Here is a 22,085-nt window from a genome sequence, read left to right as displayed (position 1 = left end):
ACGAGGGGGTTGTTGAAGATCAACAAGCACGTATTTGCCCTAGATCGACAGCCATTGAGCAGGGGCGGTTCACGGGTATGTGATCTTGGGGTTATGGGGGCGACACAGGGTGATCCGAGAGTGGGGCAACGTTTTTCAAGCGGAGGAGCACCATGGCACCCACACCGCCGACCGACGCCGAACTGGACATCGCGATCCGGGCCCGGCTCGCCGCCCTCGGAATAGACCTCGACCAGCTTCCCCCCGGCACCACCGCCGACCCGGTGACCGGATCACCCGGACGGGACTCCGTACTCGCCTCGCTGCGCTCGTTCGTCCGGAGCACGGTGACGGCACTGGCCGCGTACCAGCTTCCGGCGCCGGCCGGATCCGCACCGGCCGTCGCGAAGGCGCTGTCGCAACAGGCCGCCCCGATGCTCTACCCCTCGATCAGCACCGAATGGCGGAAGTGATGACCACCCTGCAACCCCAGGACCGTACGGTCGACCGCCGCGCCTTCCTCGCCCGTACCGCCGCCCTGGCCGCGGCCGCCACCGTCGGCGCCACGGTCGCGCTCCCGTCGATCGTGGTCGCCGCCCCGGACACCACCACCTCCGGCGGGAACCCGGTGAAGTGGAATCCGGCGCTGGACGTGCCGAGTGCCTACACCAAACCTCGCCCCGAGGCGGTGGCCGACCCGACCGAGCTGACCATCTCCGAGGCCGCCTGGCTGATCCGCGCCGGCAAGCTCACCCCGGAGCAGCTCGTCGAGGCGTACCTGGCCCGGATCGAGGCGTACGAGGGCACGTACAAGGCGTTCAACGTGGTGCTCGCGGACGCGGCCGTCAAGGCGGCCCGGGCCGCGGCCCGCAAGCCGCACCGGGGCGCGCTGCACGGCATCCCGCTGGCGATCAAGGACAACTACTGGACCGAGGGGGTGCCGACCACCGCCAACTCCTACCTGTTCCAGGACTTCGTGCCACCGTACGACGCGACGGCGGTCGCCAAGCTCAAGGTCAACGGCGGGATCGTCATGGGCAAGACCCAGATGGGTCCGCTCGCGACGACGCGGGCGACCACGCCGGCCGGTGTGGTCACCACGGTCAACGCCTGGACGCCGACGAATCCCGGCACCGACCCCGGTGGCTCGTCCACCGGCACCGCGACCTCGGTCGCCGGCCGACTGGTCTCGTCCGGCATCGGCACCCAGACCGGCGGCTCGATCACCGCACCGTCGAACGCGCAGAACCTGACCGGGCTCAAGCCGACCATGGGCCGGGTGTCACTCAACGGCATCATCCCGCTCAGCTACACCCGCGACCATCCCGGACCGCTGGCCCGCGACGCCAAGGACGCCGCGATCATGCTGACCGCGATGGCCGGCGAGGACCCGGCCGACCCGCGCAGCCAGGGCCTGCCCGAACTGCCGAACCTGATCAACGCCGCCACCCCGCTCTACGACGGCAGCGCGCTGAAACTGCGCTGGCCGACCCGGATCGGTGTGCTGCCCGGCTACGGCAGCGGCACCTCCGCGACCGCGTTGGCCCAGCAGGCGTACCTGGCCACACTGGGGGCGATCCCCGGCGCGACGCTGGTGGACGTGACGCTGCCGGAAGACTGGGACCTGCTCACCGGCAACAACTTCAACAACGTACGGCTGCCGGAGCGCAGCGAGCCGTTCATGCCGTACCTGCGGACCGACCTGCGCGGGTTCGGGGTGTCGGTGACAAGCTGGTTGCAGGGCGCGCTGATGGGCGGCAACGAGTTCATCACCGGCCAGCGGGCCAAGCTGGTGCTGATGGAGCGGGTGCTGGACCAGCTCTTCGAGACCTGCGACGTGGTGGTGCAGACCGGGCCGGTGCCGTTCGACATCCTCGGGCTGCCGGAGATCGCCTTCCCGATCGGCTTCTCCGCCGCCGGGGTGCCGATCGGCGCGATCCTCGGCGGACTCCCGTACGGGGAGGACCGGTTGTTGTCGTTGGTGGCCGCGTACCAGGCGGTCACCGACTGGCACCGGCGCCGGCCGCCGAACCCGCCGGCCGGTGCCGTCGCGGCGCGGACCGCCGCCGTCACCCACCGCCTGACCGCCGACGAGGTCGCCGCCCTGACCCAGTGAGCCGTGTGTGGAAGGGCCCCTTAGTCAGGGGCCCTTCCGCGCGTCAGCGGGGCGGGCGGGGGATGCCGTTGAGCAGGGCGGCGCCGAGCGGGGCGAGGGCGTGCAGCACCGCCTTGCCCTGCCGGATCGTGGTGATCAGCCCGGCCCCGCGCAGTACCGTCGCGTGTTCGCTGGCGCTGGCCAGCGAGCAGGCGAGCCGCTCGGCGAGCTGGCCGGTGGTGCAGGCGCCACGGGCGACCGCTTCGAGGGCGTTGGCCCGGGTCCGGCCGAGCAACGCCGCCAGCGCCTTCGACACCGCGCCGCCGTGCGGTGCGGTGAACAGGGCGGTGGCATCGTCGACCGTGCGCATGGCCGGCACGAACAGGATCACCGGCGCCCGGTCGTCGACCGCGCCGGTGACGACGCTGGGTGTGGTCCGGCAGAAGGCGGACGGCACCAGCACCAGACCACGTCCGGCGAGTACGAGGTCACTGGCCGGCGTTCCACGACCCACCTCTAATATCGGCGAGCGCCAATGGAATCCGGGCGGCAGTCCGGCGAACATCGCCTCCACTCCGTACGTCGCCAGGGTGCCGGCGTGCAACGCGTGCTCGGCCCGCAATCGTGACTGGATCCGCGACCAGTACGGCGCGACAGCCACCTGGTGATAGCGGTAGAGAAAGCGCACGAGATCACGGCGGTCCAACCGCTCGGATGCCGGCCCACCCGCCGGTTGTCCCGGCCGGCGTCCCGCACCGGCAGGGTCGCCCGACGCACCCCGCGACGCCGCGACCAACTCCGGACGAAGCTGCCGTGGACACGCTCTGAGCAGGGAATCCAGCCCCTGTTCGATCGTGTCGGCCGGTCCGCTGGCCACGAACAGTTCCCCGATCGTGTCGTCGGACAGGGCGGCGGCCGGATGGGTCAGCACACTCGACATGCGACGGACCCGGTCACGCCAGCCGCCGAACAGTCCCGACGTTGCAGGTCTCTGCAATATCATCAGACTGAGCAGCGTTTCGCCGAGCGGTCCCCAGTTGGCCGCGACACGCGTCCTGGCCAGATCTTCCACAGAGAAATGGATATGCAGCACGATTGCCCCCCGTTGGCTGGCGTGCCGATAAAGTTCGCCAAGTATCACCGGGAGGTGCGCGGGCGACAAGAGGTGACGCACCGCCGACATTTCGACCGTCCCCGAAAGGCTCGGCCGCCGAGTGCCGATGCACGGCAGAACACCTGCACACAGCGTGACACAATGGACCCATCACTTGATCTCCCGCCGAGACGGGCGTCGGCCATCAGCTCGGATGTGCCGTGTTGGCCCGAAGCACCCCGTAGCAGAGGTTCGATGACATTGTGTAGTTGCAGCCGACAAAAAGGGGTCTTGACGCGATAAAACCGGCGTGGCGAAGATGACGCCACGGCGGTCCGCGGGGGCGACCGCCACGGGGAGAGGGCGACACGGTGGTGGAGAACCTCCGCGCCGCGGGTCGGGCCACGCTGGCACGAGTTCAGCCGTACGGTCCCGCCACCGCATCGGCACCGACACCAGCACCGAGATCGGCATCGGCATCGGCACCAGGGGCCGAGATCCCGGTGGTTGTCGGCGAGGACGGGTGATGACCGGCCAGCGGACGGGCAGCCGGGCGCGGCTGCGGCGGGCACTGCTCTCGCCCGCGTACAACACCACACCCCGCCTCGCACCGGACGGCGGTGCCGTCGCGTTCGTCCGGAACACCGACGAGGGGCCGGAACTGTGGCTGTGGACAACCGGCGCCGGCGAGCGTCGCCTGACCGCGCATCCGGGCGAGACAATCGACGACCTGCGCTGGACCGTGGACGGCACGCTGCTGCTGTACCGGCACCGACCGGTGAACGGTCCGCAGTGGAGGTTGGCTGGGTTCCGACCGGCCGAGGGCGGCGGCCCGGTACGGTACGGGATCGCCGGCAGCGTCACCGAATACTGGCTCTCACGCCACGATCCGACGGTCGCCGTCTACAGCTGCCGCCGTACCGGATCGCCCGGCCCTGACCTGGTCCGCCTCGCTCTCGCCAGCCCACCTGCCGGCGGGCCACCTACCGGCGGGCCACCTACCGGCGACACGGTCACCGGTGGCTCATCCGGCACCACGATCGCGACCGACCGGGGCTTCCAGCGGTGGTTGGTGGACTCTTCGCTCCGGCCGCGCGGCGGTCTCCGGGTCGCCGCTGACGGCTCGGTGGAAATCGTCCTCGGCGATCGACTCGATGCCGCGCGCGGCCTGCTCCGGATCGACGCCACGGCGGCCGAGGACCTGTCCGTCCAGGGCTTCAGCGCGGACGGTCGCCGGTTGTTCCTGCTCACCAGTTACGACGCCCCGACCCGCCGGCTGATCTCGATCGGCTCGACCAGCGGCGCCACCATGGCGGTGTTCGCGCATCCGACCTTGGACGTCGACGGCTATCCGATCGCGGGCGACGGCGTCTGGTTCGAGCCGGCGACCGGCCTGCCGGACATCTGCGCGGTCACCGACCAACGCCTGCGCTACCACGCACTCCATCCGGCCCGACAGCGGGCGGTGGAGTTGCTTGCGGCCACCGGCGCCGGCTCGGCCGTCATCGTCGACCGCAGCGCCGACGACCGGACCTGGCTGATCGGGCGGGTCCGCGACGACGGGCCGGTGGCGTACCACCTGTTCGATCCGGGGACCGGCGAGTCGGAGCCGCTCTTCGTCGACCGTCCCGACCTGGCCGGCTACCAGCTTCCGAAACTGGAGGACTTCATCTTCGTCGCCGGTGACGGCCGAGAACTGAACGGGTACGCCATGCGCCCGGTCTACCACCGGCTGCCGCTGCCCACCGTGGTGATCGTGCACGACGGCCGGACCGACCGGGAATCGTGGCGCTTCCACGCCGAGGCGCAGTACCTCGCCTCCCTCGGATACCTGTCGCTGCACATCAACCACCGTGGCTCACGCGGGTTCGGCACCGCGTTCCGCCGGGCCAGCGACGATGCGTACGGCGGCCGCAGACAACAGGACCTCTACGACGCGGTCGCGCACGGGGTGGAGGCCGGTCTGGTCGATCCCGACCGGGTCGCCTTCCTCGGCACCTCGTATGGCGGGCAGGCCGCCCTGCTGGCCGCGTACCACCGGGCGGACCTCGTACGCTGCGCCGTTTCCATCAGCACCCGGCTCGGGCAGCGGCGGCTGTCCACCGCCGACCGGCTGGCACTCTTCGGGGAGATCGAACGGTTCCTGGCCGACCGGCTCGGCTAGCGCCCCGCCGGGCGGACGGGCGGGACGCTGCCGAACCAGACTTGCTCAGGCGACCCGGAAACTCCGGATCGTGGTGTTGTTGCTGTGCAGGTCACTGACTGGCACGAAGGTCGCGCTGCCGGTGCAGTTGGCTCCCGGGTAGAGCAGCAGGTTCCGGTCGGTCAGGTTGACGTGGGCGCGGATCTCGATCGGGCTGTTCACGCAGCCGGTGCTCAGTGGCGCGGTGTACTGGACCTGCTGTCCGGTGAACCAGATCGTCTCCCAGAAACAGACCGTGCCGTCAACGTACGTGCAGGTGCTGCTGGGCGGCGCGGCCGTGGTGGACGAGCCGGCGGCGGCGTACGCGGGCGCGCCGAGCGCGGCGGACGCCATCGCCGCGGCGGACGCGGTCGCGAGGACGGACGTGAGGGTCGACTTGCGCAGACGCATGAATCCTCCTGTGAACAGGGGGTCGATGGGCTCTGCCGCGCGGCAAAATTGGCATGTAAGCGCACAAACACGCCCCAACACCAAGTAGTTGAATCCTGCACTACCCCATGGGTGACGTCAACACCCTGCGGACGGCCATCCTCGGTGTCGCCAACCTGCCGTACGCGCTCTGCTTCGGCGTACTCGAAGTGGTCCTGCCGGTGCTGGCCACAGCCCACCTGCACGGCTCCCCCGCCTGGCCGACCGGCATGTTCGTGGGCATCACGGTGCTGGTCGTCGCAGCACAGGTGAGCGTTGTCGCGTGGGCTGGCGCGCCACTCGCGACGGTCCTACTCGCGGCGTCCGGGGTGGTGGACGACCGGGGCCCAACTCTGTCGACCTGGTGACGGCACAACCGGGCGGGACTGACCGACCGTGCCCGGTCCGGTACGGTCGGCTCGGGGCAGGACGACCATTACCGGGGAGGACAAACAACATGGCGTCGATCGAAGAGATCAAAGCCGGAGTAGCCAGATTCAGCAGTGAGACCAGCCAGCAGGCGGCCACCATCCGAGGCATCGCGGACCAGTTGGAACAGACCACCGCACTCCTGCGCAGCCTCACCCAGGGCACCAGCCACTCGCGCGTCGGCGAGGCGCTGTCCCGGATGGAACAGGCGAAGCAGAAACTGCACGAGGCGACCACGCTCGCGCAGGGCGCGGTCGAGGCCACCAACAGCTACGCCGCCAGCTTCTGAGCAAGGGGTACGTCATGCCAACCGTCATCGTGCCCGTCGGGCTCTCCATGGGACCGCGCTACCGGTACGTACGCCCGCCGGACCCGACCCCGGAGTGCTACGAGATCCACCTCGGCGACGACCTGGTGGAGTTGACCGAAACCGAGGCTGCCGTATGGGCGGCGGCCTTTGTCGACGCCGAGCGGCACGCCAAGTTGGCGGTGAACCGGAAGTCCCTGATCCAGCTCGTCCAGACCGCTCCCAAGCCCGAGCCCCGTGCCGCCGACATCGTCGACGACCTGATCGCACGCGGCCTGCTGGTCGAGTTCGACCCGGAAGCCAACCTCGAACCCGTCTTCCGCCGCCACAAACTCCTTCCCCTCGGCGAAGGACTCGGCTCAACCCCGGAGGAGCCCCACCTCCACCGCATCGGACACGGCGGGCAGCCGAGGATCGCAGTCTCCAACACGGTCTACATGCAGTGGTCGTTCGCGTACCTGCACGCGAACCTCTGGGACGCCTGCGCCTTCTACGCAGACGACTCGGAACATGTCGCGGACGGGGGTGACGCGCTTGATTTCACACCCGAGAGTGTCGCCCGTGAGGTTGCCGTAAACCTACCCATGGCCATCGCGACCGGCTGCGCCTTGCTCGACCCGCTGGTTCCGCAATGAGATACCGCCGCAAAGGACAGCGACAAGAACCAAAGGAGCGCCCCTTCAGACGGCGGCTGATGTACGAAAGTGCCAAGGAAGGCCTCGGCAAGTTACTCGAATGGGGTGGTGCCGGAGTCGGGATGCTCCTGGGGTTGGTCGCTACTCGCCTCGGTATCCCTGTCTCTCCCGCCGTCGCCGCCATCGGCGGCACTGTGGCCGGAGGACTGATCGGCTCACAAGCGAAGGCCATCGTGGTCACCGCAATCGACCTCAGGCGCGAACAGCGAGAGAAGTCGGCACAGGCGGCTGCTGCCGGCAGCACCGCCGCCGGTAAGACGGCCTCTAGCGAGCGTGGTTCGATCCGGTTGGGGCCTACAAGCACGGGTCGATCCCGCCGTGGCAGTGTACGGACAACTCACGGCAGCTCGGGTGGGATCGCTGGGCAGGTGATTTCGGGGATCGAGCAGGTCATGGAGCAGATTGAGCAGACGGCGGGCAAGCTGAATGCGTTGGCGGCGGGCATGCGCAACAGCCAGGACGCGATGATGGTCCTGATCTACGGCGGCCGTGCGGATGTTGTTCGGCGTACGCACGATGCGATGTCGGGTGCGCGGGACAGTGTGTACGACAGCGCCGTCCTGCTGCGCAGCGCGAGCGAGGACCTGCGCGCCTACCGGGCGAGCATCTGACGCATCGCTGTGGCGCTTCACTACCCCTGGAGGGGTACCAGAACGCCACAGCCTCTGTCAGCGCTCGGCCACGAACACTCCCACGCCTCCGACGCCCTCCACCAAGCCCTCGATCTTGAGTGCGTTGATGGCCTGCCGGACGACGATCGCGGACACGCCGTGCTGGACGCAGAGTTGCGACGTGGACGGCAACTTGTCGCCCGGAGCAAGCTCTCCGGACTCGATCTGGGCGCGGATGCTGTCGACAATCTGCGCCTATTTGGCCTTGGCGGGCATAGGTCACTCCCAGGTCTGCCCCGCCATTTGATCACGCTGCACCTTGTATGGCAACACATCGCAAGTAAGGGTTGCGCATACATCACCTGTTATATACGCTCAGGTCTGTCCGGCTCCCAGGTCTGCAAACCATGGAGTTGGTCCCCACCGCACAGAGCCCGGTCGACCGGTTTCGCCTGGTCGGCCGGGTGCGTGAACCTGCCCGCACCCCAGCGACGGGAGGCACAAACCGGTGAGCGAGACCCCACCCCAACCCCCACCACCCGACTTCCTCTCCGAGGAAGACCTCGAAGACGCCCGGGACATCCTGTCTGCCCACGCCCCGATGCGGATCGCCGTCGTCAACTGCTCCTGTGGGCAGGCGTACCCGTGTCTCGACGTCCGGTGGGCGCGACTGATCGAACAGGTCGCGGAGGCGGGTCGGTGAACGCCCTCTCCGAGATCTACTACAGCCGGTACGCCCGGGCCAGAGCCGCCGAGGCGCGGCACACGATCGACCGGCACGCCGTCTGCGCGTACACCGGGGTATGCGTGGTGTGCAAGCGGCCCGGCCCCTGCCCGGAGCGCGACCAGGCCGAACAGATTTTCGCCCGTTACTCCCGATCCCTCGACGCCGCACCGCCGGACAACCGCAGCCGTCGATGGGACCGGTCCACCACACCGGGGAGACAGCTCGCCGGCGGCGGTTCGCTCGACAGCACGATCCGTACCGCAGAGGGCACGGTCGAGGTGCTGCGCACCGCCTGTCTCGCCGCGACCGAAGCGCTCGAACGAACGATCCAGCAGGTCGACGGCGTCGAGCATCCGTTCCCTCGGACCGCCGTGGCCACCTTCGACAGTGCGGTGGACGCCGCCTGGGAGTCGTTGACCATGGTCTACGCCGGCCTCGCCGAGGCCCGGCGGCTACCCGGCGCGCACCCTCCCTCTGTCGGCGACGTGCTCGCCGGTCTCCGGGAGGCCCGTCTCGGTGCCGGCCGCGCCGCCCGCGAGGTCGATCGGGTACGCCGACAGCTCGCCACCGCCGAAGACCGGCTCCGCCACGCCCAGCCAAATCCAGACGCCCGAGCCGCAGCCCAACGCTGGAGCATCGCGGGCAGCCGACTCGACCTGGTCGCCGCCCGGCTCGCCATCGGCACCCGTGCCCTGGACCGTTACGCCGCCAGGCTCGCCGGCATCCCCGAACCGGCCGCCGTCGACGTACCCGCCCGCCTGCACCGCATCCTGTCCGGCCCCCGGCCGGGTGTGCCGCACACCCGTGCCGGCGCCCAGTCCGCAGCCCGACTCATCATGCGCCGCCACCCCTGGGGCGGCTGGCGGGGTTTCATGGCCCGCTGGCGCCAGGAAGCATGGAAGGAGTTCAGCCGCCCGTGGACCGCCTGACCCCGTACGCTGCCGCCATCCGTGACCTGGTCACCGGCCGGGTACGCGACCACCAGCATCGGCTGCGCCGCTTCGACGACACCGGTTGGCAGCGGTACGCCGAGCTGCTCGACGCCGTGTTCCTGCTCGCCGTCGACCGCCGGTTCCGGCCCGGCCAGGAGAACGGACCCGTGATCCGGTTCGTGGCGAGTGTCCGGGAGCGGTACGACCACAGTGGCAGCGACATCGACCCGGCCACCGCCGAGTCGCTGATCCACGCCGCGCTCGGTCAGCACCCACCGATCCCGATGGATGCCGCCAGCGTCGCCGCCCAGACCATGCTCGTTGTCGGGCTGCTCGACGACGAGGGGATGTCCCCGAACGAGCTGACCGCGTTCCTGCTGACCGCCGAGACCGGTGCCACCACGGCCGGCGTACCCGGTGGCGACGCCTGCTCAGACCTGCATCAGGGAGGTCCAGAAGCAGGAGGTGACGGCCATGACGACGAAGCAGAGGGCGAAGCCGAGTTTGGCGTACCGGGCGGGCCGGCTGATTCCGATCCGGGCCCGGCCCCAGGAGCCGAGCGCGACGTAGGCGGCGAAGAACGTGATCGTCGGCAGTCCGGCGAGGGTCCAGGCGTACAGGGTGAAACCGTCGATGCCACCGGCCTTGGCGATCAGTGCCAGCATGGCCTGGGCCAGGTTGCCGGCCGCGATGAAACCGACGTAGACGACGATCGCCCGGCTGAACGGCGACGAGGTCGGTAGCAGCGCCGGCTGCTGGGCCAGCGTCTCGACCTCGGTGGCGATCTCGTCGGCCGCCGCCGCCGCCCGGTGCGCCAGGTCCAGCTCCACGTCCGGGTTCACCGGCGGGGCCGGGGCCGCCGCATGGTGCGCCGGCCACCCGTCGGCATCCCCGGTCGGCAGCCTCGGGCCGGGCACCGCCGGGGTCGGCGTGGGGGTGGCGCTCAGGGCGACCCGGTCCGGGCCGCCGGGCAGTTCCGGGTACGCCGAACCGCCCGTCACCTCCTGCTCCGCACCCTGATAGGCCGGCGGTACGGGTGAACCGAGGTGGCCGGCGATGGTCAGCGGTGGCTGTGGCGCGCTGAGCTGCGGCACCGGCTCGCCGATCGCCCGGGCGAGCTCGACCAGGCGTTGCTGCTGCATGCTGAGCCGCTGCCCGAGCTGGTCGATGGCGGCGTCGGTGGCGTCGCGGTGGGCGGCGGCCTGGGCGGTCGTACGCTCCCCGGTGCGCTGGAGTCGGTGCAGGTGCCGGGCCAGGGTGGCGTACTCGTCGAAGGCTTGCATCGTCACTGTCCCTCGTCCAGCTCGTAGCCGGGTCGGACGAACGGCACGATCAGCCGGCTGCGCTGGTCGTGCCGGTCCACCAGCAGGGCCCGGTTCGGTCGGGGCGTGTACGCCAGGTCGTGCATGCCGAGGTACATGCCCAGTTCACCGCCGGGCACGTTCAGCGCCACCAGGCAGGCGATGTCGTCCTTGTTGTGCGCCCCGCCGATGTCGTCGGCGAGCCGGCGCAGCCCCCGCCACCAGCCGAGCAGGTGCACCCCGTACGCGGGGCCGTGGCGCAGCACCTGCTGGAGGTCGTCCAGGCCGGAGCGGTAGTTCTGGTCCTTGGCGGAGAGCACGCCGCCGGCCCCGTCCATGCCGAAGACCACCAGGTAGGTCCGCTCGGTCGGTTGGGCGACCGGCTCGGCGAGTTTGCGGATCTCCTCGCGCAGTCCCATCGCGTCCAGCCGGGTCACCGGATGCCCGGCCCCGGCGAGGGTGTCGGCGGTGGAGTCGGCCACCTCGTCGGCGGCGGCGACCAGCGGGGCGAGCAGGAACCGGGCCGTTCCCGGCTGGGCCTGGCGGGCCAGGCTCAGGGTGGCCGCCTGCAACACGTCGGCGCCGACCGGGGTGGTGCCGACGACGGCCAGGTGCCGGCCGGGGGTGGCGTCGAGCATGAACATCGCCGAGGTCAGGTTCACGTCGACCACCCGGCCGACCAGGGCCATCGGTCGCCGTCCACCGGGCATCAGGCCACGGTAGGTCGGGTCGTCCTCGACGTGCGCGGAGTCGTACCCCTTGAAGACCGCGGGTGGGAACGAGCCCTGCGCCCGCCCCTGCCACAACTCGTGCCGCAGCGCCGCGACCCGCGCGGCGCTGGCGTGCGCGTCCGGGAAGCGGACCACGGTGTTCGCCGAGGCCAGGCCGGCGGCGGGGTTGATGATCGCGGAACCGAGCGGCAGCGCCCCCGCACCCTCGTTCAGGGCATCGAGTACGCCGGAGCCGCCCGGCAACGCCACCCGGAGCGGGAACTGGCCGAAAATCGAGTCGACCTTGCCGTAGAGCGCCTCGATCCCGGACATGCTCTGGCTGGCCAGGACCAGGTGGATGCCGTACGAGCGGCCCTTGCGGGCCAGTTCCTCCAGCAGCGCGACCGCCTCGCGGGCGAGCGCGTCGTTGCCGGCGAAGAGCACATGGAACTCGTCGACCACCGCCACCACCCGGGGTACGGGCTTGCCGTCGCGGGGCAGGTCGGCGAGCTTGGTGACGCCGTGGCGCTTGAGCGCGTTCGCCCGACGGTTCAGCTCGCGGCGCAGCTCCCGCAGGACCGCGACGCCGTACTCCCGGTCGGACTCGATGCCGACGGCGCGGGCGTGCGGAATCCAGGAGCCGTCGTGCCCGGTCGGCACGAACTCGGTGAAACTGACGCCCTCCTTGAAGTCGAGCAGGTAGAGGGCCAGCTCGTCGGGCGAGTAGCGGGCGGCGAGTCCGTAGAGGACGTCGAGCAGGAATACCGTCTTGCCGGAGCCGGTCCGGCCGCCGACCAGCCAGTGCGGGGTGGCGTCGTCGAACGCCAGGGTGACCGGGTCGCGGCCGTTGCGGCCGATGACCGTACGCAGTCCGGTGCCGGCCGACTCGGTCCAGTTCCGGGCCGGCAGCAGGTCGGCGAACTCCACACTGGAATCGCGTCGGGTGGCGTCCCCGTGGCGTTCGGCGACCGCGTTGACCGTGCCGGCCGGTGGGTCCCCGTCGAGCAGCACCGGCACCACCAGCCCGGTCCCGTCCTCGCTGTACGGCCGCCACGGCGGGTCACCGACCCAGGCGTAGTCGGCGTCGCGGGTCACCCGGGTGGTGGTGCCGAACGACGGCGGTTCCAGCCCCGTCGACCGGGGCGGGTACCCGGCCGCGAGCACGCACACCCCGGCCGCCGGGCCGGCGTGGGTGAGCGCGGCCAGCCGGGTCAGCTCGGCCCGTCCCTCCGGCATGGACGCCGCCACCACCAGCAGCAACCGGTCCTGACGGGTCGGGTCGGAGTGGCCGGCGCGGGCATGGTGTTCGGCACCGGTGAGCAGGTTCTGGATCTCCTCGTCACTGGTCGCGGGCGGGCTCAGCACCCCCGCGTCGACCAGTGGCCGCAACGGCAGGAAGGTGGCGCCGAGCGCGGCGTTGTCGATCGCCACCACCCGTACCGAGCCGGCCGGGGCGGCCAGCAGCAGCCGGATCACCACCGAGCGCAGCGCCGCCGCCGTACGGGGATCGCGGGCGTCGGCGTCGATCGCCAGGTGCGCCCCGCCGGCCAGCGGTACGACCACCGGGAAGTCGCCGTCCCCAGTGGTCGCCGCACCGATCCGGATCGGCACCGGGCGGCCGGGGAACTCCGGTCCGGCCGTCACCGCGCTGAGGGATTCACCGACCCGGCGCAGTCGCTGCACCATGTCGCCGGTCGCTGCCGGTGGCGGCGGTGCGGTGAGTCCGGCGAGCGCCCGACGGGCGGCGTCCAGATGCGAGCGCGCCTGCCGGTGTGCCGCGACCGCCCGCCCGTACGTGACCGCGAGCCTGCCCACCCTGCTCCCCCACCCCTGTCGGCGTGCGTAGTCACCGGAACACTAACCGAAGCACCCCCGTACGGGCACCCGGACGTGCCAGCGGCACCCCGTAACAAGGACAGCGGCCGGCGGATGCCATGACGGCGCCCCGTCGGGCGGCGGTGTCGGATGGTTGCGCTGACGGATCGGTGGCAGACGTCTCCTGGTGATCCGGGCCAGGATCGGCGGTCATGCCACGATCTTCCGCCGACACCGCTGTCGAGGACCTGTCCCGACTCCTGTTCCGGCAGGACCAGGTGATCACGTACCGGCAGGCACGCCGGCACCTGTCCGAGTCGACCGTACGACACCGGATCCGGTCCGGCCGGTGGCGACGAATCCACCGCAGCGTGTACGTCACCCACACCGGGCCGCTCACCCGCGACCAGCGGCTGTGGATCGCCGTACTCGGCTGCGGTACGCGCAGCGCGCTCGCCGGGATGACCGCCGCCATCCGCTGCGGCCTGGTCGGGTTCGCCGAGTCGAGGATCCACATCATCCGTCCGGCGCTGATGCGGACCACAAGCCCGCCACTGGGTGTCGTGGTGCACCGAAGCACCACCATCGGGTCGCAGGACGTCAACTGGCGGGGAAGCCCGCCGTACACCGGGCATGCCCGGTCCCTGGTGGACGCGGCGGCCTGGGCCGGCTCGGACGATCAGGCCCGCGCGGTGATCGCGGCCGGTTACCAGCAACGGCTGGTCGGCGGCGAGGAGATCCACGAGGTCGTCCATCGGCAGCCCACGCTCCGGCGGCGGGCGCTGATCCTGGCGACCGCGAACGATGCCCGTGACGGTTCACACTCGCTGCCCGAGCTGCGTTACCTGGCCGCCGCGCGGCGCGACGGGTTACCCGAGCCAAGTCGACAGCACCGGCGTACGGACGCCTCGGGGCGGGTGCGTTACCTGGACGTCTACTACGAGGAGTGGGGCGTACAGGTGGAAAACGACGGCGGGCAGCACCTGGAGGTCCGGGCGTACTGGGCCGACATGGCCCGGCAGAACGATCTCTGGATCGCCGGCGAGCGGTTGCTGCGCTTCCCGGCCTGGCTCGTCCGCGACCGCCCCCACGAGGCGACGCCCCAGGTACGCCGAGCCCTCCTCGCCGCCGGCTGGCGCCCCGCGCCGCCCCCGTCATGATCCGAGATCTTGGAACCGGATCGTCGTTGGCGCGACGGTGTTCTTCCGCGATCCCGGATCGTGTGCGCTCGTGGCGAGTGGCGGGGGGCGGACGGCGCCGCCCCATCCCCCGATCACATCTTTGACACGCGGCGGGCTGCCCGCCCAGTTGACGGCACCGGAACGGTTCACCCGCCCTACGCGCTGCCGCGCCCACCCCACCGCTGCCGGGTCTCATGATCCGAGATCTTGGAAGTACACCGTCGCGTCAACGACGATCCGCTTCCAAGATCTCGAACCAGTGAGAGTGCGCGCGCGAAGCGCGCGGGGGTGCGGGTCAGCGGGTGGTGGTCAGGGGGTGGGCGGAGGGGGTTACGGGGGCGGGGAGGGTGCCGGGGGCGGCGAGGTAGGTGTGGATCGCGGCGGCGGCAGCGCGGCCCTCGGCGATCGCCCAGACGATCAGGGAGGCGCCCCGGTGCATGTCACCGGCGACGAAGACCCCGTCGGCGGCGGTCTGCCAGTCGGCGGTGGCGTCGATCGCGCCGCGCCGGTTGCGGGCCACCCCGAGCTGGTCGAGCAGCGGCTGCTCCTCGGTCCCCTCGAAGCCGATCGCCAGCAGCACCAGGTCGGCCGGGAGCTCCCGCTCCGAACCCGGCTTGACGGTCAGGATCCGCTGCCCGTCCTGCTTGGTCACGCTCACCTCGGCGACCCGGACCGCGCGTACCTGGCCGGTGCCGTCGTCGACGAACTCCTGCACCGCGACGGCGAAGACCCGCTCGCCGCCCTCCTCGTGCGCCGGGTAGTCGCGCAGGATCCACGGCCAGGTCGGCCACGGGTCGCGGGACTCGTCCCGGCTGCCCGGCGGCTCCGGGTACAGGTCGAGCTGGTGTACGCCGGCCGCGCCCTGCCGGTGCGCCACCCCGAGGCAGTCCGCCCCGGTGTCACCACCACCGATGATCACCACGTGCTTGCCGGCGGCGTCGATCGGGGTGCTCGCGTCCAGACCGTTCACCACCCGGTTCGCCGCCACCAGGTGCTCCATCGCCTGGTGCACCCCGCGCAGGGCCCGACCGGGGGTGGCCGGGGTGTCCCGGCCCTGGAGCGCACCGCAGGCGAGCAGGACGGCGTCGTACTCGGCGCGCAGCTGCTCGGCGGTGATGTCGACGCCGACGTTGACACCGGTGACGAAGCTGACGCCCTCGGCGGTGAGCTGTTCCAGCCGCCGGTCGATGTGTTCCTTCTCCAGCTTGAAGTCGGGGATGCCGTAGCGGAGCAGGCCGCCGATCCGGTCGTCGCGCTCGTACACGGTGACGGAGTGGCCGGCGCGGGCGAGCTGCTGCGCGGCGGCGAGTCCGGCCGGCCCGGAGCCGACCACGGCGATCCGTTTGCCGGAGGGCTTCGCCACCACCTGCGGCCGGACCAGGTCCAGGTCCACCGCCCGGTTGATGATCTCGACCTCGACCTGCTTGATGGTGACCGGCTGTCCCCCGGAGATGCCGAGTACGCAGGCCGCCTCGCACGGTGCCGGGCAGAGCCGCCCGGTGAACTCCGGGAAGTTGTTCGTGGCGTGCAGTGACTCGATCGCGTGCGCCCAGTTGCCGGTCCGGACCAGGTCGTTCCAGTCCGGGATGCGGTTGCCCAGCGGGCAGCCGTCGTGGCAGAACGGGATGCCGCAGTCCATGCACCGGGTGGCCTGCTCGCGGACGAGTTCGTCGGTGGCGGCCGGGTAGACCTCCCGCCAGTCGCTGATCCGTACCGGCACCGGACGGCGGTCCGGTACGCGCCGCCCGTAGCGCAGGAAACCGTTCGGGTCAGGCACGAGCCACCTCCTGGGACGCGCGCGGAGCCGGCGCGGCGGCGGGGGACGGCACGGACGGCGCCACCGGGGCGGCGAGCGCGGTCATCACCGCCTCGTCGACGTTCTGGCCGGCGGCTTCGGCGGCCCGCATGATCTGCATGACCCGCTTGTAGTCGCGGGGTACCACGGCGGTGAACTCCTCGACCGCCTCCGGCCAGCGCTTGAGCAGCCGCTCGGCGACCGCCGAGTCGGTCTCGGCGAAGTGCCGCTGGACCAGGTCGTGCAGGGTGACCCGCTCGTCGTCGGTGAGCGGGGCCAGGTCGACCAGTTCGGGGTTGACCCGACGCCGGTCGAGCTGCCAGACGAAGGCGGCACCACCGGACATGCCGGCGGCGAAGTTGCGCCCGGTCGGGCCGAGCACCACCACCGTGCCACCGGTCATGTACTCGCAACCGTGGTCGCCGACGCCCTCCACCACCGTCACCGCGCCGGAGTTGCGGACCGCGAACCGCTCGCCGACCCGCCCCCGAAGGAAGAGTTCACCGGCGGTGGCCCCGTACAGGATGGTGTTGCCGGCGATGATCTGGTCCTCGGCGCCGGGCGTACCGTCGGGGCGGTCGGCGAGGCGGGCGGCGAACGGCGCGGCGGCGTCCGGGCGGACGACCAGCCGGCCGCCGGAGAGGCCCTTGCCGACGTAGTCGTTGGCGTCGCCGTGCAGCCGCAGCGTCACCCCGGCCGGCAGGAACGCGCCGAAGGACTGCCCGGCGGTGCCGGTGAGGGCGAACTCGATGGTGTCGGCCGGCAGGCCGGCGCCGCCGAACCGGCGGGTCACCTGACCGCCGAGCATGGCGCCGACGCTGCGGTGTTCGTTGCGGACCCGGACCGAGGCCCGGACCGGGGTGCCGTCGGCCAGCGCCGGGGCGGCCAGGGCCAGCAACTCGTTGTCCAGGGCGGCGGCCAGGCCGTGGTCCTGGGCCCGGATGCCGCGCCGCGCGGCGCCGGCCGGCAGGTCCGGCACATGGAGTACGGGCCGCAGGTCGAGCCCGCGTGCCTTCCAGTGGTCCAGCGCCGGGGCGAGGTCGAGCAGCTCGGTCTGGCCGATCGCCTCCTCCAGGGTCCGGAAGCCCAGCTCGGCCAGGTAGCCGCGAACCTCCTCGGCGAGGAAGAGGAAGAAGTTCTCCACGAACTCCGGCTTGCCGGTGTAACGCTCGCGCAGCACCGGGTTCTGGGTGGCGATGCCGACCGGGCAGGTGTCGAGGTGGCAGACACGCATCATGACGCAGCCGGCGACGATCAGCGGGGCGGTGGCGAAGCCGAACTCCTCGGCCCCGAGCAGCGCCGCGACGAGCACGTCCCGGCCGGTCTTGAGCTGCCCGTCGACCTGCACGGTGACCCGGTCGCGGAGCCGGTTGAGCAGCAGCGTCTGCTGCGCCTCGGCCAGTCCGAGCTCCCACGGGGTGCCGGCGTGCTTGAGCGAGTTCAGCGGGGAGGCGCCGGTGCCGCCGTCGTGGCCGGAGATCAGGATGACGTCGGCCTTGAGCTTGGCGACCCCGGCGGCGACCGTACCGACGCCGATCTCGCTGACCAGCTTGACGTGCACCCGGGCCGCCGGATTCACGTTCTTCAGGTCGTGGACGAGTTGGGCCAGGTCCTCGATGGAGTAGATGTCGTGGTGCGGCGGCGGGGAGATCAGGCCGACGCCGGGAGTGGCGTGCCGGGTCCGGGCGATCCACGGCCAGACCTTGTTGCCGGGCAGCTGGCCGCCCTCGCCGGGCTTCGCCCCCTGCGCCATCTTGATCTGGAGGTCGTCGGCGTTGACCAGGTATTCGCTGGTGACACCGAAACGACCGCTGGCGATCTGCTTGACCGAGGAGCGGCGGCGCGGGTCGTAGAGGCGCTCGACGTCCTCGCCGCCCTCACCGGTGTTGGACTTTCCGCCGAGGTTGTTCATCGCGACCGCGAGGGTCTCGTGCGCCTCGGCCGAGATGGAGCCGTACGACATGGCGCCGGTGGCGAACCTCTTGACGATCTCGCTGGCCGGTTCGACCTCGTCCAGCGGCACCGCCGGCCGGACGCCCGTACGCAGGGTGAACAGCCCGCGCAGCGAGCCGGCCTGGGCGGCCAGGGCGTCGACCTTGGCGGTGTAGTCGCGGAAGACCTCATATTGGCGGGAGCGGGTGGCGTGCTGGAGCAGGAAGACCGTCTCCGGGTTGAACAGGTGCAGTTCACCCTCGCGGCGCCACTGGTACTCGCCGCCGACCTCCAGCCGGCGGTGCGCGCCCGGCACCCCGCTCGGCGGGTACGCGACCGCGTGTCGGGCGGCGATCTCCTCGTGGATGCCGGTCAGGCCGATTCCGCCGATCTTGCCGGGGGTGCCGGCGAAGTACCGCTGGAGCAGCCGGGAGTCGAGACCGACCGCCTCGAACACCTGCGCCCCGCAGTACGACGAGACGGTGGAGATGCCCATCTTCGACATGATCTTCAGGACGCCCTTGCCGAGCGCCTTGACGTAGTTGCGGACCGCCGTACGCGGCTCGATCCCGGTCAGCGCGCCGGTGGCGATCAGGTCCTCGACCGACTCGAACGCCAGGTACGGGTTCACCGCGGCGGCACCGTAGCCGATCAGCACCGCGGCGTGGTGCACCTCGCGGCAGTCGCCGGACTCGACGATCAGCGCGGCCCGGGTCCGGGTCTGCTCGCGTACCAGGTGCTGGTGCACGGCGGCGGTGAGCAGCAGCGACGGGATCGGGGCCAGGTCGGCGGTGGAGTCGCGGTCGGAGAGGACCAGGATCCGTACGCCGTCCTCGATCGCCTCCGACACGTGCCGGCAGATCTCGGTCAGCCGGGCCCGGATGCCCGCCGCGCCGTCGCGCAGCCGGTACAGCCCGGAGACCCGGACCGCCTTGAAGCCGGGCAGGTCGCCGTCCTCGTCCACGTCCAGCAGCTTGGCCAGCTCGTCGTTGTCCAGCACCGGGTACGGCAGCACGATCTGCCGGCAGCTCGCCGGTCCCGGGTCGAGCAGGTTGCCCTCCGGGCCGATGGTCGACTGGAGGCTGGTGACCAGTTCCTCCCGGATCGCGTCCAGCGGCGGGTTGGTGACCTGGGCGAAGAGCTGGTGGAAGTAGTCGTAGAGCAGCCGGGGTCGGGTCGACAGCGGCGAGATCGGGGTGTCGGTGCCCATCGAGCCGAGCGGTTCGGCGCCGGTCCGGGCCATCGGCCCGAGCAGGATCTTCAGCTCCTCCTCGGTGTAACCGAAGGTCTGCTGGCGGCGCTGCACCGAGTCGTGGGTGTAGACGGTGTGCTCGCGGGCCGGCAGGTCGGCGAGGTCGATCAGCCCGGCGTGCAGCCACTCGGCGTACGGCTGCTCGGCGGCGAGCCCGGCCTTGATCTCGTCGTCGTGCACGATCCGCCCGGCGGCGGTGTCGACCAGGAACATCCGGCCCGGCTGGAGGCGCCCCTTGGCCACCACGGTCGCCGGGTCGAGGTCGAGTACGCCCGCCTCGCTGCCCAGCACCACCAGGCCGTCGCTGGTCTGCCACCAGCGGCCGGGGCGCAGCCCGTTGCGGTCGAGCACCGCGCCGACGATGGTGCCGTCGGTGAACGCGACCGACGCGGGCCCGTCCCAGGGTTCCATCAGGCTGGCGTGGAAGCGGTAGAAGGCCCGCTCGGCGGGGGCCATCTCCGGGTCGTTCTCCCAGGCTTCGGGGATCATCATCAGCACCGCGTGCGGCAGGGTCCGCCCGGCCAGGTGCAGCAGTTCGAGCACCTCGTCGAAGTTGGCCGAGTCGGAGGCGGCCGGGGTGCAGACCGGGAACAGCCGCTTGAGGTTGCCGGGCACCTGGGGGCTGGCCAGCAGTGCCTCGCGCGCGTTCATCCAGTTCTTGTTGCCCCGGATGGTGTTGATCTCTCCGTTGTGGGCGATGAACCGGTACGGGTGCGCCAGCGGCCACGACGGGAAGGTGTTGGTCGAGAAGCGGGAGTGCACCAGGGCGATGGCGCTGCTCACCCGCTCGTCGGTCAGGTCGGGGAAGAACGCCGGCAACTGGTCCGGGGTGAGCATGCCCTTGTAGACCATGGTGCGCGCCGACAGCGACGGAAAGTACGCCGGCACCCCGCGCTCGGCGGTCTCCCGCTCGGTCTGCTTGCGTACGCAGAACGCGACCCGGTCCAGGTCGATCCCGGTCAGCGCGGTGCCGGCCGGACCGGCAGGTGAACCGGTGAGGCGGCGCGCGGCGAGGAACACCTGCCGGATCAGCGGACGGGCGGCCAGCGCGGTCTCGCCGAGGTCGGTCGGGTCGACGGGCAGGTCCCGCCAGCCGAGCACCTCCGCCCCCTCGACCAGGGCGTACTTCTCCAGCACCGCGCGGGCGCGCTGTTCGGCGTCCGGTTCGCGGGGCAGGAAGACCAGCCCGGTGGCGTACTGCCCGGCCGGTGGCAGCGGGAAGTCGACCACCTCGCGGAGGAAGGCGTCGGGTACCTGGAGCATGATGCCGGCGCCGTCGCCGGTGTTCTGCTCGGCGCCGCGGGCGCCCCGGTGGTCGAGCCGGCAGAGTGCGCCGAGCCCCTTGGCCACCACGTCGTGCGAGCGGCGTCCGTTGAGGTCGGCGATGAAGGCCACCCCGCAGGCGTCACGCTCGTACGCGGGGTCGTACAGCCCTTGCGCCTGCGGGGTTCCGGCCAGCGTCGCGATACCCGGGGCCGGCAGCGTCGGCGAGGCGGGCGGCGAGGAGAGGCGAGGTCCCTGAGGGTACGGAAAAACCACCGGGTCTCCTGTCGTCACTCATGTTCAATCATGGGTCGGGACGACGTCGGCCCTGCGAGTCTCTTGAGTCTACGTTAGGTCCCACCACGCACCACCAGTACGGATTGATCACACTTCCACGGAGTGGGACGTGTAGTCTCGCGCGGTGAGCCTGGTGCATCGTGAGGTATTCGAGCGCTTAGAACGCTTTTATGACGGAGTGCCACGTGATGTAGCTCACGTGGAAGAGTATGGCGGCTTGGTGCTCTTCGTCCGGGACGGTGCTGGTTGGCCGTTCTACGCCCGCCCCCGGCCCGGTGCGACAGAGCCACCGAACGCCGCCGATGTCACGGCCGTCCGCGAACGACAGCGGGCCCTCGGCGTACCGGAAGCACTCGAATGGGTGCACGAGAACCATCCCAGCCTACTGCCGGTGGCCCGCTCGGCCGGACTGGCCGTCCTGGAGGCGCCGCTGATGGTGCTGGACCCGGCCGCCCTGCCACCGGCGGGCAGCCTGGGTGACGTACCGGTGCGGTTCGCCGACCCGGCCTCGCCCGACTTCGGGCGCGATGTCGCGACCCAGCGGGCGGTCGCCGCGATCGGCTTCGGTGTGCCCGGCACCGCCCCCGGTGACGCCGGCCCGATCGCCCGCGATGCCGCCCTGGTCTCGCTGGCACCCCGCCGGGTCGACGAGGAACGAGCCCAGGTCGAGGCCGGCAGTAGGGTCTTCGCCCTGGCCGAGACGGCCGACGAGGGCGCGGTCTCGGCCGGCATGGCGATGCGGGTCGGCGACGTGGCCGAGATCGCCGGCATCGCCACCCTGCCCACCGCCCGGCGACGCGGGCTGGCGGCGGCGGTCACCGCGGCACTGGCCCGCCACCTGCTGGACGCCGGAACCGAGCTGATCTTCCTCTCCGCCGGCAGCGACGACATCGCCCGCGTCTACCTCCGCGCCGGCTTCCGCCGCCTCGGCACCGCCTGCATCGCCGAACCCACCCCCGTCACCCCCTAGCCCCCCACCCACCCCGCCCGCCGCCCATCCGCCCCGCCCGCCCATCCGCTTTGCCGTTGATCATGAAGTTGGCGCGCCTTCCGCCGCGAA

The 22,085-nt window shown here is 71.3% G+C and carries 18 protein-coding genes; 11 read left to right on the top strand and 7 right to left on the bottom strand.

All coding sequences use genetic code 11. The features are described 5' to 3' along the window. Positions 1–152 precede the first annotated feature (152 nt). Positions 153–452: a hypothetical protein gene (locus ACZ6QQ_RS03265; protein ID WP_465873928.1), complete on the top strand. Its 300-nt coding sequence runs from the start codon at positions 153–155 to the stop codon at positions 450–452. Further along, the gene (locus ACZ6QQ_RS03260; RefSeq protein ID WP_465873926.1) at positions 440–2,095 is read left to right on the top strand and encodes an amidase; all 1,656 of its coding nucleotides are present in this window, start codon (positions 440–442) and stop codon (positions 2,093–2,095) included. The genes ACZ6QQ_RS03265 and ACZ6QQ_RS03260 overlap by 13 nt, the downstream gene beginning before the upstream one ends. A gap of 43 nt (positions 2,096–2,138) precedes the next feature. Here ACZ6QQ_RS03260 and ACZ6QQ_RS03255 read toward each other — a convergent pair whose 3' ends face one another. Continuing rightward, positions 2,139–3,014, bottom strand: coding sequence for an ArsR/SmtB family transcription factor (locus ACZ6QQ_RS03255; protein WP_465873924.1), 876 nt, complete (start codon positions 3,012–3,014; stop codon positions 2,139–2,141). A 679-nt stretch (positions 3,015–3,693) separates the two neighbouring features. On the opposite strand from ACZ6QQ_RS03255, the gene ACZ6QQ_RS03250 reads away from it, so the two are divergent. Continuing rightward, on the top strand, positions 3,694–5,331 hold the full coding sequence (locus ACZ6QQ_RS03250) for an alpha/beta hydrolase family protein (RefSeq protein WP_465873922.1): 1,638 nt from the start codon (positions 3,694–3,696) through the stop codon (positions 5,329–5,331). A gap of 45 nt (positions 5,332–5,376) precedes the next feature. Here the strand turns inward: ACZ6QQ_RS03250 and ACZ6QQ_RS03245 are convergent, their stop codons facing one another. Next, complete coding sequence (locus ACZ6QQ_RS03245; protein ID WP_465873920.1) at positions 5,377–5,760, bottom strand: peptidase inhibitor family I36 protein; 384 nt, start codon at positions 5,758–5,760, stop codon at positions 5,377–5,379. Between the two features lie 107 nt (positions 5,761–5,867). Between ACZ6QQ_RS03245 and ACZ6QQ_RS03240 the strand changes: the two genes are divergently transcribed. From ACZ6QQ_RS03240 to ACZ6QQ_RS03225, 4 genes are all read left to right on the top strand, one after another. Then, positions 5,868–6,146 (top strand): hypothetical protein, encoded by a 279-nt coding sequence (locus tag ACZ6QQ_RS03240; protein ID WP_465873918.1) that lies wholly within the window; start codon positions 5,868–5,870, stop codon positions 6,144–6,146. An 89-nt stretch (positions 6,147–6,235) separates the two neighbouring features. Next, on the top strand, positions 6,236–6,496 hold the full coding sequence (locus ACZ6QQ_RS03235; RefSeq protein ID WP_465873916.1) for a hypothetical protein: 261 nt from the start codon (positions 6,236–6,238) through the stop codon (positions 6,494–6,496). A 14-nt stretch (positions 6,497–6,510) separates the two neighbouring features. Further along, positions 6,511–7,149: a hypothetical protein gene (locus ACZ6QQ_RS03230; RefSeq protein WP_465873915.1), complete on the top strand. Its 639-nt coding sequence runs from the start codon at positions 6,511–6,513 to the stop codon at positions 7,147–7,149. A 59-nt stretch (positions 7,150–7,208) separates the two neighbouring features. Further along, on the top strand, positions 7,209–7,820 hold the full coding sequence (locus ACZ6QQ_RS03225) for a hypothetical protein (protein ID WP_465873913.1): 612 nt from the start codon (positions 7,209–7,211) through the stop codon (positions 7,818–7,820). 57 nt (positions 7,821–7,877) lie between these two features. Here the strand turns inward: ACZ6QQ_RS03225 and ACZ6QQ_RS03220 are convergent, their stop codons facing one another. After that, the gene (locus ACZ6QQ_RS03220; protein WP_465874508.1) at positions 7,878–8,069 is read right to left on the bottom strand and encodes a winged helix-turn-helix domain-containing protein; all 192 of its coding nucleotides are present in this window, start codon (positions 8,067–8,069) and stop codon (positions 7,878–7,880) included. A gap of 259 nt (positions 8,070–8,328) precedes the next feature. Between ACZ6QQ_RS03220 and ACZ6QQ_RS03215 the strand changes: the two genes are divergently transcribed. Next, on the top strand, positions 8,329–8,523 hold the full coding sequence (locus ACZ6QQ_RS03215; RefSeq protein WP_465873912.1) for a hypothetical protein: 195 nt from the start codon (positions 8,329–8,331) through the stop codon (positions 8,521–8,523). After that, positions 8,520–9,476 carry a hypothetical protein gene (locus ACZ6QQ_RS03210; RefSeq protein ID WP_465873910.1) on the top strand — a complete coding sequence of 319 codons (957 nt, stop codon included), beginning with the start codon at positions 8,520–8,522 and terminating at the stop codon, positions 9,474–9,476. Before ACZ6QQ_RS03215 ends, ACZ6QQ_RS03210 begins: the two co-directional genes overlap by 4 nt. 434 nt (positions 9,477–9,910) lie before the next feature. Here the strand turns inward: ACZ6QQ_RS03210 and ACZ6QQ_RS03205 are convergent, their stop codons facing one another. Continuing rightward, positions 9,911–10,768: a hypothetical protein gene (locus ACZ6QQ_RS03205; protein ID WP_465873908.1), complete on the bottom strand. Its 858-nt coding sequence runs from the start codon at positions 10,766–10,768 to the stop codon at positions 9,911–9,913. Further along, positions 10,765–13,305, bottom strand: coding sequence for an FtsK/SpoIIIE domain-containing protein (locus ACZ6QQ_RS03200; RefSeq protein ID WP_465873906.1), 2,541 nt, complete (start codon positions 13,303–13,305; stop codon positions 10,765–10,767). The genes ACZ6QQ_RS03205 and ACZ6QQ_RS03200 overlap by 4 nt, the downstream gene beginning before the upstream one ends. Positions 13,306–13,517: 212 nt before the next feature. On the opposite strand from ACZ6QQ_RS03200, the gene ACZ6QQ_RS03195 reads away from it, so the two are divergent. Further along, on the top strand, positions 13,518–14,465 hold the full coding sequence (locus ACZ6QQ_RS03195) for a type IV toxin-antitoxin system AbiEi family antitoxin domain-containing protein (protein WP_465873905.1): 948 nt from the start codon (positions 13,518–13,520) through the stop codon (positions 14,463–14,465). Positions 14,466–14,781: 316 nt separating this feature from the next. On the opposite strand, the gene ACZ6QQ_RS03190 is transcribed toward ACZ6QQ_RS03195, so the two are convergent. After that, positions 14,782–16,263: a glutamate synthase subunit beta gene (locus ACZ6QQ_RS03190; RefSeq protein ID WP_465873904.1), complete on the bottom strand. Its 1,482-nt coding sequence runs from the start codon at positions 16,261–16,263 to the stop codon at positions 14,782–14,784. Then, the gene (gene gltB / locus ACZ6QQ_RS03185) at positions 16,256–20,947 is read right to left on the bottom strand and encodes a glutamate synthase large subunit (protein ID WP_465874506.1); all 4,692 of its coding nucleotides are present in this window, start codon (positions 20,945–20,947) and stop codon (positions 16,256–16,258) included. The genes ACZ6QQ_RS03190 and gltB overlap by 8 nt, the downstream gene beginning before the upstream one ends. A gap of 202 nt (positions 20,948–21,149) precedes the next feature. On the opposite strand from gltB, the gene ACZ6QQ_RS03180 reads away from it, so the two are divergent. Continuing rightward, positions 21,150–21,995 carry a GNAT family N-acetyltransferase gene (locus ACZ6QQ_RS03180; RefSeq protein WP_465873903.1) on the top strand — a complete coding sequence of 282 codons (846 nt, stop codon included), beginning with the start codon at positions 21,150–21,152 and terminating at the stop codon, positions 21,993–21,995. The last annotated feature ends 90 nt before the right edge of the window (positions 21,996–22,085 follow it).

This window comes from Micromonospora sp. NPDC049529, from assembly GCF_055586685.1.
The sequence above is the reverse complement of the archived record's forward strand: the minus strand, read 5'-3'. Positions and strand labels throughout refer to the sequence as shown.